The sequence below is a fragment of the Cohaesibacter haloalkalitolerans genome (assembly GCF_003574655.1).
Lineage (GTDB): Bacteria > Pseudomonadota > Alphaproteobacteria > Rhizobiales > Cohaesibacteraceae > Cohaesibacter > Cohaesibacter haloalkalitolerans.
In genome coordinates this window covers 258846-273367 of record NZ_QNUM01000004.1, presented here as the reverse complement: position 1 = coordinate 273367, position 14522 = coordinate 258846, and the positions used below count along the sequence as shown (strand labels likewise).

The 14522-nt window shown below is 57.6% G+C and carries 12 protein-coding genes and 1 other RNA gene; 8 read left to right on the top strand and 5 right to left on the bottom strand.

Annotated elements, in window-relative coordinates; translation table 11 throughout:
• The first annotated feature begins 353 nt into the window (after positions 1 to 353).
• Positions 354 to 4421: an AsmA family protein gene (locus DSL70_RS11885; protein ID WP_119308138.1), complete on the top strand. Its 4068-nt coding sequence runs from the start codon at positions 354 to 356 to the stop codon at positions 4419 to 4421.
• A 47-nt stretch (positions 4422 to 4468) separates the two neighbouring features.
• Here DSL70_RS11885 and DSL70_RS11880 read toward each other — a convergent pair whose 3' ends face one another.
• From DSL70_RS11880 to ssrA, 4 genes are all read right to left on the bottom strand, one after another.
• Positions 4469 to 4714 (bottom strand): ribbon-helix-helix domain-containing protein, encoded by a 246-nt coding sequence (locus tag DSL70_RS11880; RefSeq protein ID WP_119308376.1) that lies wholly within the window; start codon positions 4712 to 4714, stop codon positions 4469 to 4471.
• Between the two features lie 11 nt (positions 4715 to 4725).
• The gene (locus DSL70_RS11875; RefSeq protein ID WP_119308137.1) at positions 4726 to 4944 is read right to left on the bottom strand and encodes a DUF4169 family protein; all 219 of its coding nucleotides are present in this window, start codon (positions 4942 to 4944) and stop codon (positions 4726 to 4728) included.
• 41 nt (positions 4945 to 4985) lie between these two features.
• Entirely contained in the window at positions 4986 to 5573 is a 588-nt protein-coding gene (locus DSL70_RS11870) for an SspB family protein (RefSeq protein WP_119308136.1), read from the bottom strand.
• A 140-nt stretch (positions 5574 to 5713) separates the two neighbouring features.
• Positions 5714 to 6087, bottom strand: a transfer-messenger RNA (tmRNA) gene (gene ssrA / locus DSL70_RS11865).
• Between the two features lie 217 nt (positions 6088 to 6304).
• Here ssrA and DSL70_RS11860 point away from each other — a divergent pair.
• The 6 genes from DSL70_RS11860 to DSL70_RS11835 all read left to right on the top strand — a co-directional run bounded on the left by DSL70_RS11860 (position 6305) and on the right by DSL70_RS11835 (position 12377).
• Positions 6305 to 7099 (top strand): thymidylate synthase, encoded by a 795-nt coding sequence (locus DSL70_RS11860; protein WP_119308375.1) that lies wholly within the window; start codon positions 6305 to 6307, stop codon positions 7097 to 7099.
• 329 nt (positions 7100 to 7428) lie between these two features.
• Positions 7429 to 7968: a dihydrofolate reductase gene (locus tag DSL70_RS11855; RefSeq protein ID WP_119308135.1), complete on the top strand. Its 540-nt coding sequence runs from the start codon at positions 7429 to 7431 to the stop codon at positions 7966 to 7968.
• Between the two features lie 342 nt (positions 7969 to 8310).
• On the top strand, positions 8311 to 9447 hold the full coding sequence (gene hflK / locus DSL70_RS11850; protein ID WP_119308134.1) for an FtsH protease activity modulator HflK: 1137 nt from the start codon (positions 8311 to 8313) through the stop codon (positions 9445 to 9447).
• Positions 9448 to 9449: 2 nt separating this feature from the next.
• Positions 9450 to 10436, top strand: a complete 987-nt coding sequence (hflC, locus tag DSL70_RS11845; RefSeq protein WP_119308133.1) for a protease modulator HflC — start codon at positions 9450 to 9452, stop codon at positions 10434 to 10436.
• A 73-nt stretch (positions 10437 to 10509) separates the two neighbouring features.
• Positions 10510 to 10695, top strand: coding sequence for a DUF2065 domain-containing protein (locus DSL70_RS11840; RefSeq protein WP_119308132.1), 186 nt, complete (start codon positions 10510 to 10512; stop codon positions 10693 to 10695).
• Positions 10696 to 10835: 140 nt separating this feature from the next.
• Complete coding sequence (locus tag DSL70_RS11835; protein ID WP_119308374.1) at positions 10836 to 12377, top strand: Do family serine endopeptidase; 1542 nt, start codon at positions 10836 to 10838, stop codon at positions 12375 to 12377.
• 72 nt (positions 12378 to 12449) lie between these two features.
• Here DSL70_RS11835 and serB read toward each other — a convergent pair whose 3' ends face one another.
• The gene (serB, locus tag DSL70_RS11830) at positions 12450 to 13343 is read right to left on the bottom strand and encodes a phosphoserine phosphatase SerB (RefSeq protein ID WP_119308131.1); all 894 of its coding nucleotides are present in this window, start codon (positions 13341 to 13343) and stop codon (positions 12450 to 12452) included.
• 50 nt (positions 13344 to 13393) lie between these two features.
• Between serB and miaA the strand changes: the two genes are divergently transcribed.
• Complete coding sequence (gene miaA, locus DSL70_RS11825; protein WP_119308373.1) at positions 13394 to 14359, top strand: tRNA (adenosine(37)-N6)-dimethylallyltransferase MiaA; 966 nt, start codon at positions 13394 to 13396, stop codon at positions 14357 to 14359.
• Positions 14360 to 14522: the final 163 nt, after the last annotated feature.

Below are 14522 nucleotides of genomic sequence, written 5' to 3'. Positions count from 1 at the left end.
TTTGTCTCATCAGTCCCTGTGCTGTCCGGTTTGTCCTTTTCAGATGGCGGTGCAGGTGCTATTTGGGAATAAGGATTTTTTAAGAATTACCAACGGAGTGCATTGAAGCGGTCATCCCGTCAGCGAGCCATTACGGGCAGGCTTCCTGTCTGTTGCCTGCGTTGTTGACGGAACCCGGATTGGACAAGCGGTTTTAGCAGCAGGGTCTCCTTTGTGTTTATCAGCCGGTCGGGCCGGGAGGGCTCGGTCGAACCGCTTTTTTTTGTCGGGGTCGGTGGCTTCGGTGTGCGCTGCCTATTCTCCAGGGGGACGGGGTCCTGAATAGTCTGTACTTCACGATTGGTGGATCGATCTTGCTGGCGCTGGTGATTGCGCTGGTCGGGCCTCTGTTTGTCGACTGGACATCCTATCGTGCCGCGTTCGAGCGGGAGGCCACGCTGGCCCTCGGTCAGCCGGTGCATGTGCTGGGCGATGCCGACATGCAGATCCTGCCCATGCCGCGCCTGCATTTCGAGAGCGTGCATGTGGGCCCTGACGAGCAATCCCCCATTCTGACGGTCGATGCCTTCGATGTGCGGATCGAGCTGTTTCCGCTGGTGCAGGGCAAGATCGAAGTCGTGGACATGACCCTCAACAATCCTTCCCTCAAGCTGGAAGTGGATGAAGAGGGCCGGTTCGACTGGCGGCGCGAAGGCGGCAAGCTCTGGGATCTCGACATGGAAAAGATCCGCCTCAATGATGTGCGGATCGAAAATGGCCGGATCGATTTCCTCGACAAGAGCACCGGTCGCAGCAAGGCGATTTCCGGGCTCAATGGTGCGCTGGAAGCGCGCTCGCTGATCGGTCCCTACAAGATCGAAACCTCTTTCCGGATGGATGGCGAGCCCTATTCGCTGATGCTGTCAACGGGGGCTGCCAGCGCGGAAGGCATGCGCGTCAAGAGCCTTTTGACCCCGGCCAATTTCGCGGTTTCCCTTGCCATGGACGGCAATGTCAAGGAAGGGGAGGACCAGCGCTTCCACTATATCGGCTCGACCGAAATCTCCAATGCTGTTGAAGGGGCCGAGGGGGCGGTGACGCCATGGTCGCTCTCCGGCAGCAGCGATCTGACCGCGTCGTCACTGGTCTTGCCGAAATTCGAGTTCTCACACGGGCCCGTGGATCAGGCCTATCGCCTCAATGGCGCAGGGACGGTGGATTTCGGTGCCAATCCGCGCTTCGATGTCGTGGTGTCGTCGCGCCAGCTCGATTTTGACCGGGCGCTGGGCGAGGGCCCGAATGCGCCGATCAATCTTCAGGAGGGTGTCTCCAGGCTCGCCAAAGCCCTTGTCCGCATGCCCCTGCCGGATATTCCCGGTCATGTCGGTTTTGACGTTCCCGGTGTGATCCTTGGCGGTGGCGTGATCCGGGATCTGCAGTTTGACGCCGAGTTGGTCGGCTCGGCCTGGCGGATCGATGAACTGACGGCAAATCTGCCGGGACAGACGACGGTTTCGCTGTCGGGGCTGTTCTCGCGTCAGATCGACAGCGGCGGCCAGCATCACGGCTTTGAGGGGCAGGCGCGGATTCGCTCCGATCAGCCTGCCGCCTTCTCGAAATGGTGGCTCAAGGACGCTCCGACCAGCGGCCAGTTGAAGCCCTTTGACATGAGCGGGCAGTTGCTCGTCAAATCGGACCGGATCCAGATTTCCGATCTCGATATCTTCATGGATGGAGACCGTGCCTCCGGCTATATCGACTGGTACGCCGGTCAGCCGGGCGCCGATGGCAAGGGCGATGCACTCTCGATCAATCTCGACGCCGAGCGCATTGATCTCGACGCCGTGATGGGGTTCGGCTCGCTTCTGCTCAACAATTCCACCGGCAAGGCCGCGCCCTTGCGTGATATTGCGCTTGATATCGAAACTCGCAGCCTGTCGGCGGGGGATTTCGAGGGCAAAACCCTTAGCACCAAGCTGCATCTGGCGGAAGGCGGTGTTGAGATTGACCATCTGAGCGTTGATGATTTTGCCGGGGCAACCATTTCTGCAAGCGGTGTCCTGAAGGATCTTGCCAGCAAGCCGAACGGGCGCATTACCGGCAAGGTCAGCGCCGCCGATCTGGAAGGGCTTTCCACACTGATCAAGCGCTTGCTGCCCGATCAGCCGGTCGCTGACTGGCTGGCTGGCAAGCAGGATGTCATGTCACCTGCGGACCTTTCCTTCACCATCGCTGGCGGCAATGCCGATCATGGCCTGACGGTGCAACTGGGAGGCATGCTTGGCGGTGGGCGCGGATCGCTTGAGGGCTCGCTGGACGGGCCTTTGGATGATTGGGCCAAGGGCAAGCTTTCGCTCAGCGCCAAACTCGACAATCCGGACGGCCAGAAGCTCCTGAGTCTGATCGGCCTTGGTCACGGGCTGGTCGATCTGCCTGCGCTGTCGGCATCGCTGTCTCTGGATGGCGTACTGTCGGACGGAGCCACGGTTGCGGCCTCGCTCAAGTCCGATGAGGGTGCACTCGATTACAAGGGCAGCCTGCAAGCTGTGCCGGGGGCTGGCTCGGCTCAAGGCATCGAAACCAGCGGTGACCTCAGTTTCAAGACCGATGATCTTGCCCCCTATCTGATGTCGACCGGCGTATCCCTGAGCAATCCCGGTGAGGCGTTAACGGTTTCGCTGGCGGCAACTCTTGCTTTTGAAAAGGGCAATCTGTCTCTTGAGGGGATCAAGGGGCAATGGGATGAACAACCGGTGTCCGGAACGCTCGCCCTCACGCAGATCGCCAACAGTCGCCAGCTCAAGGGATCTGTTGAACTGGGGGACATGGATGGTATCTGGCTTGGCGAGACGGTTGTGGGTGCAGGGCGTCTGACCTCCGTTGGCAGCGGCTGGCCCGATCTACCGTTCATCGCGCCCGTTGCTGCGGCTGAGGATCTCCCGATCAAGCTGGATCTGGCAATCAAGGCGCGCAGTCTGGAGTTGGCCGCCCCCTATATCTTCCAGCAGCCGTCCTTCACCCTTGTCTGGCAGGATGCCGGGCTCTCCGTGCGTGATTTCAATGGGCTGCTACAGGGTGGCAAGGTGAGTGGCGGGCTTGATCTGGACAATGTCGAGGGTGAGGCGGTTCTCAAATCCCATGTCCGCATCGATGGGGCGGCACTTGCGCCGCTTATCTGGGAACGGGATGGGCGAGCCGTGGCGCGCGGGCAGGTTGATGTCAATCTGGATGTCGAAAGTCAGGGCCGCTCGATGGCCGGGGTCATCTCCGGACTGTCCGGCACGGGCACCTTTGCACTGCGCGACGCGGTGCTGAACTATATCAATCCGCAGGCTTTCGCTCAGGTGGTGCGGGCGGTCGATGCGGGCATGGACCTCAAGGATACGGACATCCGCAAGGTCTTCCTCTCCCACATGGATGCCGGCTCGACGGATGTCAAACGGATGGAAGGCACCTTTGTCATTGCCGGAGGGGCCTTGCGGGCGAGCAACATCGAGGCAGATGCTGAAATTCTCAAGTCGCGGGGCAATCTGATGATCGATCTGTCCAACCAGACGCTCGATGGCGACTGGTCGATCAAGGTGGAACCGGCCAAGGAAGATGCGGTGACAGGTGCCCAGCCTGAAGTCGGCCTGTCCTTCTCCGGCCCGCTCGCCGCGCCCAAGCGTATGGTTGATGTGGCGCCGTTCACCGGCTATCTCACCATCCGCGCTTTCGAACGCGAGGTGGATCGGGTCGAAAAGCTGCAGGCCGATATTCTGGAAAAAGACCGGATGCGGCGTCTGCTGCGGCTTTATCGCGAGCAGGCCAAGCATCGCGAAGACGAGCGTCTTGCAGCCGAACAGGCCGTGATCGATGCCCGGAAGGCCGCCCAGCAGGCAGCTGAAGAAGCGGACGCGAAAAAGGCGGCCGAGGCAAAGGCCGCTCAGGATGCGGTTGCTGCACGGATAAAAGCGGAGCAGGAAGCGGCCGCACGTGCCGAAGCGGCAAGGAAGGCCGCCGAACAGAAGGCGCTTGAGGCGGAACAGGCAAAACAGCGGGCCGAGGCTGAAGCGCAGAAGGTGGAAGCTGCCAGACGTCAGGCCGAAAAGCTGGCCGAAGAGGCGCGCAAGGCCGAAGCGGAGGCGCGTCGCCTTAAGGCCCTGCAACAACAACAGGGCAGTGACCAGCCCCTTGTGGAGCCGGAGATCAAGTCTGGCGGGATCGTTATCAGGCCGTTGGAAGACCTGACGGCGACGCCTGCAACCCCGACACCGGTGACACCATCTCCCGTGACCCCGTTGCCTCTTGAGCCGATCGCTCCGGAAGAAACCTACATTCCGCTGCCGGGAAAACTGCCCGTGCTGCCACGGGACAGGGTGGCACCTTTGCTTAATCAGGGGATCGCGCTGCCATTTACGGACAAGGACCTGTCCTCGGACTATATCATCCAGAATTACTGAGCCGCCCCGATTGGCCGGTGCGTTTCAATTGAAAGCCAACAACAGGGTTATTGGCTGGCAGACAGTGAGGGGAGGGCGTCTTCTTGCGGGATCTGTGACTTGTAATAGTCCAGAACGGCAATGCGTATGGCTGAGGACAGGTTGTTGATGCCGCGTTCCTTGTCGATCTGGCGAATGATGTCGGCCAGAGACTTGTTACGGCTGTCGGCAAGGGCCTTGAGGCCCTGCCAGAATTCATCTTCAAGGGAAATGGACGTGCGATGGCCAGCAATGGTCACGGAATGCTTTTTCATGGCTCCGCCATTCATTCGCTCTCGTGGGTTTCACCGGAAGGCGCTCGGAGCTCTGGCAGGTCCCGCTTGTGCCCGTCAAGGTGACGTTCCAGCTTATCGGCTTCAAACTGCTGTCTGGTCTTGTCCGCCTTGGTCCTGCCGAAGCGGGCACGGTTGGTTTCGGCCTGCTTTTCCTTTTCGGCACGACCCTTGGCCTTGCGTGCCTGCCTGAGATTCACGACGTTGCCCATGGCGCAATCACCTTGCTTTCATGCCTTCGCGATAGCTGCAGTCACTTCTTGCGGAACGCGTCCAGAGATACGACCTCTGCCCCTTCCTTGGACTTGTCAGCCTTGGATTTGTCGGCGCTGTCGGCCTTTTTCTTGCCCTTTTCAGACGCAGTCTTACCCCCGGATGCTTCCTCTTCCGGCTCTTCCGGCATGGTGAAGGCTTCGTCACCCGGAGCCATGACGGTCAGGATTTCATCGCCTTCCTCGTCGTCCAGATCCTCGTCCTCGTCGTCCATCTCGATTTCAAACTGCAGCGAGAAATGCACACTCGGGTCGATGAAGGTGATGATCGAGGTGTAGGGAATATAAAGCTTTTCAGGGATGCCGTCGAAGGACAGGCCGATTTCAATGGCCTGATCGTTGGCCTGCAGGTCCCAGAACTGGTGCTGCAGGACAATGGTCATGTCATCGGGATATTTTTCCAGCAGGCGCGGCGAAATGCGCACGCCGGGAGCCTGAGTATTGAAGGTGATGTAGAAATGGTGCTCGCCGGGAAGGCCTGTCCGGGCCACTTCAGTCAGCACCGTTTTCACTACGCCACGCAGGGCATCCTGTGCGAGGATGTCATACCTGATCAGGTCTTCACTCATGAAGCCTCCAATAACTGGAACAATTTTGTCGCCACAATGTCCGAGGCGAAGAATGAAAGTCAAGCAAACTACTAGGAAAAATGTATCTGTCAGTCAGATATCAACCGTTGCCACTTTATCCAGTCGCAAACTCGCGGTTCGGTGAGGGCTTCTGTTGCCAGGTGCCCCCGAACCCCGCCTAACCGAGCATACCGGCTAGGGCTTTATGTGGCTAGTCGCACTGCTTAAGCAGCAGCGAGACGAGAGCCTGCATAGTTGTCATTTGCAACTACTCAAGTAGCCCGATAACGGTGGTACAATGCCGAGCAAAAACACGATCTTTACACCCTCGTCGATCCTATTTCGCCCCCAGCAAAAACACCGCCCCGAACCGCCGGTTGGCGAAACGATGCTTTTGGTGGAGGCGCCGGGTACCGCCCCCGGGTCCGATAGGCTTATTACAAAGGCCATTTATTGCCATAGTCACTTGCGTGACAACGCGAATATAGGGTGGCGTTCTGCAAATTTAAAGTGGGAAATCCGAACTATCCGCATGATGTGCATTTCCCCTGTGGGAAGGGGCGTGTGGCGGGGATACGCTGTGACGTCGTATCTGCGCGGTGTCCGCGAGCGGCCGGTGTCGTTTCCCAGCCGTTTGGCAAACGGCTTGCACGCCTTGCTTCTTTCATATTCCATCGGGCAAGAATCGTGTAACACCGGATCAAATGGCTGGTTTGGCGGAAGGGATCGACATGCAGACCTATCTGGATTTGTTGGCACATATCTTGGACAATGGCACCGACAAGGGCGACCGTACCGGAACCGGTACGCGGTCGGTTTTCGGCTATCAGATGCGGTTCGATCTAGCCAAGGGCTTTCCGCTGCTGACCACCAAGAAGCTGCATCTGCGCTCGATCATTCACGAGCTTTTGTGGTTTCTGGCCGGGGATACCAATATCGGTTATCTCAAGGAACACAAGGTGCGGATCTGGGATGAATGGGCCGACGCGAATGGCGATCTGGGGCCGGTCTATGGCCATCAGTGGCGCTCGTGGCCAGCGCGGGACGGCGGCACGATCGATCAGATCAGCCAGTTGATTGCACAGATCAAGGCCAATCCTGACAGCCGCCGCCTGATCGTGACGGCGTGGAACCCGGCCGATGTCGACCGGATGGCGCTGCCGCCCTGCCACTGCCTGTTCCAGTTCTATGTGGCCGACGGCCGACTGTCCTGCCAGCTCTATCAGCGGTCGGCGGATGTGTTCCTCGGCGTTCCGTTCAATATCGCCTCCTATGCCTTGCTGACCATGATGGTGGCACAGGTGTGTGATCTTCAGCTCGGTGACTTTGTGCACAGCCTCGGTGACGCACATCTCTATTCAAATCATTTTGAACAGGCCCGCCTGCAGCTGACGCGCGCGCCACGTCCTTTGCCGACCATGGCGCTCAACTCCGACAAGCGGGATATTTTCGGATTTGTCTTCGAGGATTTCGAGCTCAAGGACTATGATCCGCATCCCCATATCGCCGCTCAGGTCGCGGTTTGAGGAGGTTGCATACTCGTAGTTTGGGCAAGTGTCGCGTTACAATACTTTGTACAGGTTCTCCATACGTCGGCGTCTCATACTGTTTTCCCCAATACACGGCTTCAGCACCAAACGTTGTAAACCTGCGTTTGTTTTTTTTTGCATGTTTGCTGTGAATCGCCTAAACACGTTCGAGTGGCGTGTTGTATTTGCGGGCATCCGCTTCCATATGTCGTTGTGTGTCAAACGTTGCTTTCACTAAGGCGTGTTGAGTAATTCGTTAGCGAATTGTACTATACTCTAATTGGTACGTTTGACTGTTTGGTTTTTCGTCGATCTCGGTGAGCGCAATGCTAGATCCCAAAATTGTCTTTCATTTTGCAATGGCTGATAATTGTGTCATCGGCAAGGATAATGATATGCCTTGGCATGTTGCAACCGATTTGAAACGATTTAAAGAACTAACTTGGGGCAAACCATTGATAATGGGGCGCCGCACTTTCGAGTCTATTGGCCGCCCTCTTCCTGGCAGAAAGAATAACGTTTTGACACGTGATACGTCGTATTTGTCGTCCGGTGTTTCTGTGCTCAACTCGATTGAGGATGCATTGTCTTCCGCGAGCCGCCAGGCCTATGATGATGGTGTGGATGAGATTGCTGTAATTGGCGGTGGTGCTATCTACGGGGCCCTTTGGGGGGTTGCTAGCCGTCTATATGTGACGCATGTGCATGCTAGGCCGGAGGGTGACACCTTTTTGCCTTCAATTGAGGATTCTGATTGGGAAAAAATTTATGAAAAGTCCGCAGATCGTGGTGTTAACGATTCCGCTAATATGACTTTCGCTATTTATGATCGGCGAGTTGCCAACCGTATCGGTCATGCGGCTTAATTTTATCTATACAATTTTGATTTTCCTGCATCTTGTTGTTCCATCCTATTATATTACTCCATTTGCTAAAATGAGCCGGTTTAGTCTTGAATTTCGGCATCTAACTCCCCACCTTGTCTCCAAAGTCGCGTTTGCAACCTCGTCCGTTCGTCCCTTATAAGATAGTCAGGCGAGGAGCCGTTTCAGACTTGTCGTGCAACGGGTTGGCTTCATTGTTGCGGGCAGGTGTGGAAACGCGCCAAGACTTTAAATATAGTCAACTTTTCTCCCCTAGGGTGCGCTCTGCCCGGCAGAGGGGTGGTTTGAATGACAGATATAGGGTTCCTAACGTAAGGATTGATTATGCCTTGGAACAATCAGAATGGTGGTAACGGTGGCCCTTGGGGGGGCGGCGGCGGTGGTCGCAATGGCGGTCCATGGGGGCAAGGCCCTCAGAATTCCGGACCCAATCCGCCAGATCTAGAGGAAATGATCCGCAGGGGACAGGAACGTCTCAAGAAAGCTTTTCCCGGCGGTGGCGGCTCTGGTGGCGGCTCGCTCGGGGTAAAGGGTGCAGGGCTTCTGGCACTTGGCGCACTGGCCATCTGGATGGCAACCGGCTTCTATACCGTCAAGGAAGGTGAGCTGGGTGTCGAGCTGGTTCTGGGGCAGCCTGTTGCCGTGTCCACATCCGGTCTGAACTACAATCTTCCCTATCCGATCGGTCGCGCCGAGACGGTCAACGTTGACCAGATCCGTGACGTGACCATTGGGACCAAGGAATTCTCCAACCGGTCCGGCTCGATCCGCAGCCAGCATGTGCCTGAAGAAAGCCTGATGCTGACCGGTGACGAAAACATCATCGATGTGGTCTTCAAGGTTCAGTGGAACATCAAGGATCCGCAGTCCTATCTGTTCAACGTCGACAATCCGGAAATCGCGGTCAAGCAGGTCGTGGAATCGGCCATGCGCGAAATCGTTGGTCGCAACACCATGGACGAAGTGCAGACCGGCGACCGTGTCGCCATTCAGTTGGCCGCGCGAGAGTTGACCCAGAAGATGCTCGACAAGTATAACGCTGGCGTCAGCATCATTCAGGTGCAGTTGCAGGGTGTGGAGCCACCGGCAGAAGTTATCGATGCCTTCCGCGATGTGCAGACCGCCAAGGCGGACAAGGTGCGCATGCAGAACGAGGCGCAGGCCTATGCCAACAAGGTTGTGCCTGAGGCTGAAGGTCAGGCTGCCAAGATTCTGGAAGCGGCCAATGCCTACCGCGAACAGACCGTGGCTGACGCCAACGGTCAGGCGCAGCGCTTCTCGCAGATTCTCGGCGAATATGAAAAGGCACCTGTCATCACGCGCAAACGTCTTTATCTGGAAACAATGGAACGGGTTTTGGGTAAATCGGACAAGATCATTCTTGACGGCAAGGCAGGCGGCGACACGGGTGTCGTGCCTTATCTGCCCCTCAATGAACTTAGCAAGAAAGCGGGGAACTGATCATGTCTGTTAAATCCATTATCGGTCTGGTTGTTGCCGCTGTTGTTGCCGTGCTACTGTATGGCTCGCTTTTCCTGGTCTATCCTTACGAACAGGCTATCGTGACCCAGTTCGGCCGTATCGAACGGGCCGTGCCTGAGCCGGGCCTCTATTTCAAGACGCCGTTCATCCAGAGCGTCGAGTATCTGGACAAACGGGCTCGCTATCTTGAGCAGTCTGAACGGGAAGTCATCGACTCTGGCAAGAAACGCCTGCTGATCGACTCCTTCGCCCGCTACCGCATCACGGATCCGATCCTCTTCAAGCGTCAGGCCAAGTTCCTGTCGAACTTCGAAAGCCAGCTGAACGGCTTCATGGAAGCCTCCCTGCGTGACGTTGTTGCCGAGTTCACCTTCAAGGACATCGTGCGCGACAAGCGCGATGAACTGGTCGAGCTGATCCGCCAGAGCGTCAACGAAAAGACCGAACGTCTCGGGGTTGAACTGGTTGACTATCGCATTCGTCGTGCCGACCTGCCGAAGGAAAACTCCGAGGCTGTCTATCGCCAGATGCAGACAGAACGTCAGCAGGAAGCCAATGGTATCCGCGCTGATGGTGAAAAGCTGTCCCAGCAGATCCGCTCCATCGCTGATCGTAATGCGACGGTCATCATCGCCAATGCCAACCGGGATTCTGATATCCAGCGTGGTATTGGTGACGCCCAGCGGAACGCCATCTTTGCCGCAGCCTATGGCAAGAACCCGGACTTCTTCGAGTTCTACCGGTCGATGAAGGCTTATGAAAGCAGCCTCACCAATGGTGACACCCGACTGGTTCTGTCTCCGGAAGGTGAGTTCTTCAGCTACTTCAATGATGCTGGCAAGGTGCCTGCGGCGGATGTGCAGAAAGCGGAAAAAGCTGCCGCTGCTGCCCCGGCCTCCGCAGTCCCGGTCCCTGTTGCTCCGGCCCCGGCTGTTGTGACTGCTCCGGAAGCTCCGGCTGCCAATTGATCAGGACAGAATAACGGTCTGCGCGGTTTCATGAGCCGCGCAGACCTTGCCAATTTAGGCGCAAGAGGGAATTATGTCAGACTTTTTAGCTGCAGTCGGGCTGGTCTTCGTGATCGAAGGCTTCTTGTGGGCGGCCATGCCCCGCAGCATGAAGCGCATGATGCTGGAAGTCGCGACCATTCCCGGCACCAGCCTCCGGATCGGGGGTGTCGTGGCCATGGTGATCGGGGTGCTGATCGTCTGGCTCATTCGCCACTGAGCCCAATCTGGTGTAGTTGAAAGCCTCCTTGCCTGATTGGCGATGAGGCTTTATTTATTTTTTCCTGATAGGTTTGGGGTCTCTTGAAAGAGATGCGGGATGTGTCGCTGGCTGACCGATGCCGGCTTGGGAAAAGTTTCATGAAGCGTTTGCTCAATGGTCTGTCCTTCGGGCTGTCCGGTGCCGGGTTTTGCCGGTTTGTTGCCATTGTGGTTGCCTGCACTGCGGGGATGGCGCTGACTGCGCCTGTGATGGCCGAGCCTGCCCCTGAAGAGGGAATGCATGAAACCGCCAAGGGGCCGCGTAGCGTTGCCGATCTTGCCGAACGCCTGACCCCTGCCGTGGTCAATATCTCCACCATTTCACTTGTCGCCGCCGAAGGGGCTGTTCCCATGCCCAAGGTGCCGGACGGCTCGCCCTTCAAGAAATTCTTTGACGATTATTTTGACGAGGATCTCGGACCGGATGCCGATCGCAAACGCAGCATGCAATCGCTGGGCTCTGGTTTCGTGATCGATGCCAAGGGACTGATCGTTACCAACTATCACGTGATTTCCGAAGCGGACCGGATCAATGTGAAGTTTCACGATGGTTCCAGCCTGCGGGCCGATCTCATCGGCTTCGACAGCAAGACGGATCTGGCGCTGCTCAAGGTCGAGGCAGGCAAACCGCTTGCCACAGTTTCCTTCGGTGGAGCCAAGGCGCTGCGAGTCGGCGACTGGGTCATGGCGATCGGCAATCCGTTCGGGCTTGGCGGCTCGGTTTCCATCGGTATCGTGTCGGCGCGTAATCGCAACATCAACAGCGGGCCCTATGACGATTTCATCCAGACCGACGCCGCGATCAACCGAGGCAATTCGGGCGGGCCGCTGTTTGACATGTATGGCAATGTTGTGGGGGTGAATACTGCAATCATTTCTCCCACTGGCTCGTCGATCGGGCTCGGCTTTGCCATTCCCTCTGACATCGTTGCCCGTGTCGTGGGGCAGCTGAAGGAATATGGCGAAGCACGACGTGGCTGGCTTGGTGTGCGCATTCAGGAGCTGTCCGTCGATCTGGCCGAAGGGCTCGGGGTCAGTGAGGTGCGTGGCGCTCTGGTCACCTGGGTCAATCCGGAAGGGCCCGCTTTCGAGGCGGGGCTCAAATCGGGGGACGTCATTCTGAGCTATGATGGCAAGCGGATCGAGCAGGTCAAGGATCTGACACGAATGGTTGCCGAAACGGATGCCGGAAAGACTGTCACGCTGGAAGTGGCGCGCAAGGGCCAGATCATGACGAGTTCGGTGACGGTGGCCCAACAGGCCGATCAGACACACGGCGAGGCGAAGAAGCGGATGGCGATGGCCAATGGTGCCTCGCTGTTTGGCATGGCGCTGACGCGGCTCAACCCATCAGAACGCAAGAAGCATCATCTTGGCGAGGATGTGGAAGGGGTTGTTGTGGCCAGCGTCGAACCGGACAGTCAGGCCGACCTCAAGGGCATCGAGCCGGGCATGGTGATTGTCGAGATGAATCAGGAAATCGTCTCTTCGCCGAACGATCTGGTCGAGCGCCTTGATCGTCTCAAAGACGCAAAAGGCAAGAGAACAGTATTGTTGCTGGTTGCCAAGCCGGACGGCGGGGAGCTGGAATTCGTTTCGCTGAAGTTCGATGAACCGGGCGCAGGGCCTGGCGAGAACTGACCAAGCGGGCAGCTCGTGAAAAAGGGGCCAATCGGCCCCTTCATTGTCTGGTCCATCATGCTGTTCGCATTGTCAGGCCAGAACGAACTCTTCGGCCTTGTAGCCCTGAATGAACAGAAGGCCGGTCAGGTCGCCGTGGTTGATGACATGCTGCGCCTGAGCCGCCACCTTTGGCTTGGCATGCAGGGCAACGCCCGCGCCAGAATTGAGGATCATTGGCAGGTCATTGGCGCCATCGCCAACGGCCATGGTTTCGGAACGGTCAAGGCCGCGCTCGCGGATCAGGTCATTGAGGCGTGCCAGCTTGGCGTCCTTGCCCAGAATCGGCATGCCGACTTCGCCGGTCAGGCGACCATCTTCCTCAATCAGCAGGTTGGCGCGGTCCTCATCGAAGCCAAGGAGCGTGCGGACGCGGGAGGTGAAATGGGTGAAGCCGCCCGAGACCAGCGCACAATAGGCGCCGTTCGCCTTCATCGTGTGGATGAGGGCCTTGCCGCCGGGGGTGAAGGTGATGCGCTCGGCGAACAGCTTGTCGACAATGTCGAGGCTGAGGCCCTTGAGCAGCCCGACCCGCTCCTTGAGCGCCGGTTCGAACTCAATCTCGCCACGCATGGCGCGTGCGGTGATGTCTGAGACCTTTGCCTTGAGTCCAACCTCGTCAGCCAGTTCGTCAATGCATTCCTGCTGGATCATGGTGGAGTCCATGTCGGCCAGCAGCAGCTTCTTTTTGCGTCTGGCGCTTGGCTGCAACACGATATCAACTGGCCTTTGAGAAAGAGCTGTGTGCAGTTCTGCGCGAAGGTTGGCGAGATCGGGGTGGCTGGGGATGACAAAATCACAGGCGACCCCTTCCATCAGCCAGTCAAAGCCTGTATCGACAGAGACGATGGAACGGACTTTGGCCACAAGGTCGGCGTCGACGGCGGGATTGGCCGGGGCGCTGATGAGGGTCAGGGTGAAGGACATGAAACCTCCAAAAAATGGGAACCTCTTTTCAGGAGGCTGCAAGCGGCGTGATGGATAGCGGAACACAGATTGCATCGGCCCCGTCAGCGGTGTTGATAGCCGGGCCAACGGCCAGCGGCAAGTCTTCTCTTGCACTAAGGCTCGCAGAAATCGTTGATGGTGTCATTATCAACGCAGATTCCATGCAGATCTATGACCAATTGTCCATTCTTTCCGCCCGTCCGACTGTCAAGGAAATGGGCGCCATCGAACATCGGCTCTATGGCTATGTTGCCCCCGGCGAGCGCTACTCGGTCGGGCGCTGGCTTGATGATGCTGTCGAGGCAATCCGGGATGTGCGGGCAGGGGGGCAATGTCCCATTCTCGTCGGCGGCACCGGGCTCTATTTCAAGGCTCTGATCGAGGGGCTCAATGTGGTGCCCGATGTGCCGGAGGCCATCCGGGTCTTCTGGGAAGCGGAGCTTGATCGTCTTGAAGCCCCCGAGGCGCTGCATGCGGTTCTGGTTGAGCGCGATCCGGCAATGGCCGCCACGCTGAAGCCTGCCGATGGGCAGCGGATCCTCAGGGCACTGGAAATCCTTGATGCGACCGGCAAGTCCCTGCTCGACTGGCAGAAGAGCGACGCCCTGCGCCATGATCCGGCCATCGCCGAAGGGGCGATCCGGATGGCGCTCTGTCCGCCGCGGGAGCTGGTCTATGCCAAGATCGAAAAGCGCTTCGACCAGATGGTCGAGCTTGGCGGTATCGATGAGGCAGTTCACATGGCCGGTCTCGGCATCGATCCTGACCTGCCGGCGATGAAGGCGATCGGGGTTTCCTATCTGGCCGATTACGATCGGGGGGCGCTGGATTATGACGAGGCCATCCGCCTGTGCAAGCGCGACACCCGCCGCTATGCCAAGCGACAGATGACCTGGATCCGCAATCAGATGGCTGATTGGCCCCTTTTTGATAGCGCCGAGGCTGCGATTGCCCATTTTTTGATAGAAATGAAAAAATATAAGGTGGGAAACTAGTCTAATATTGCTGGCATTTTGGGAAAATCTGTTCAAAGCGGGTTGACCTCACTGGCATGACGGACTAACGTGCCTCGCGAAACGAACGGAAAGTCTAAAGCTGTTATGCGAAATATTCTTGTGATTCTAGTGGGTAGGCGCACTGCTGTAATGGTTGGGTAAC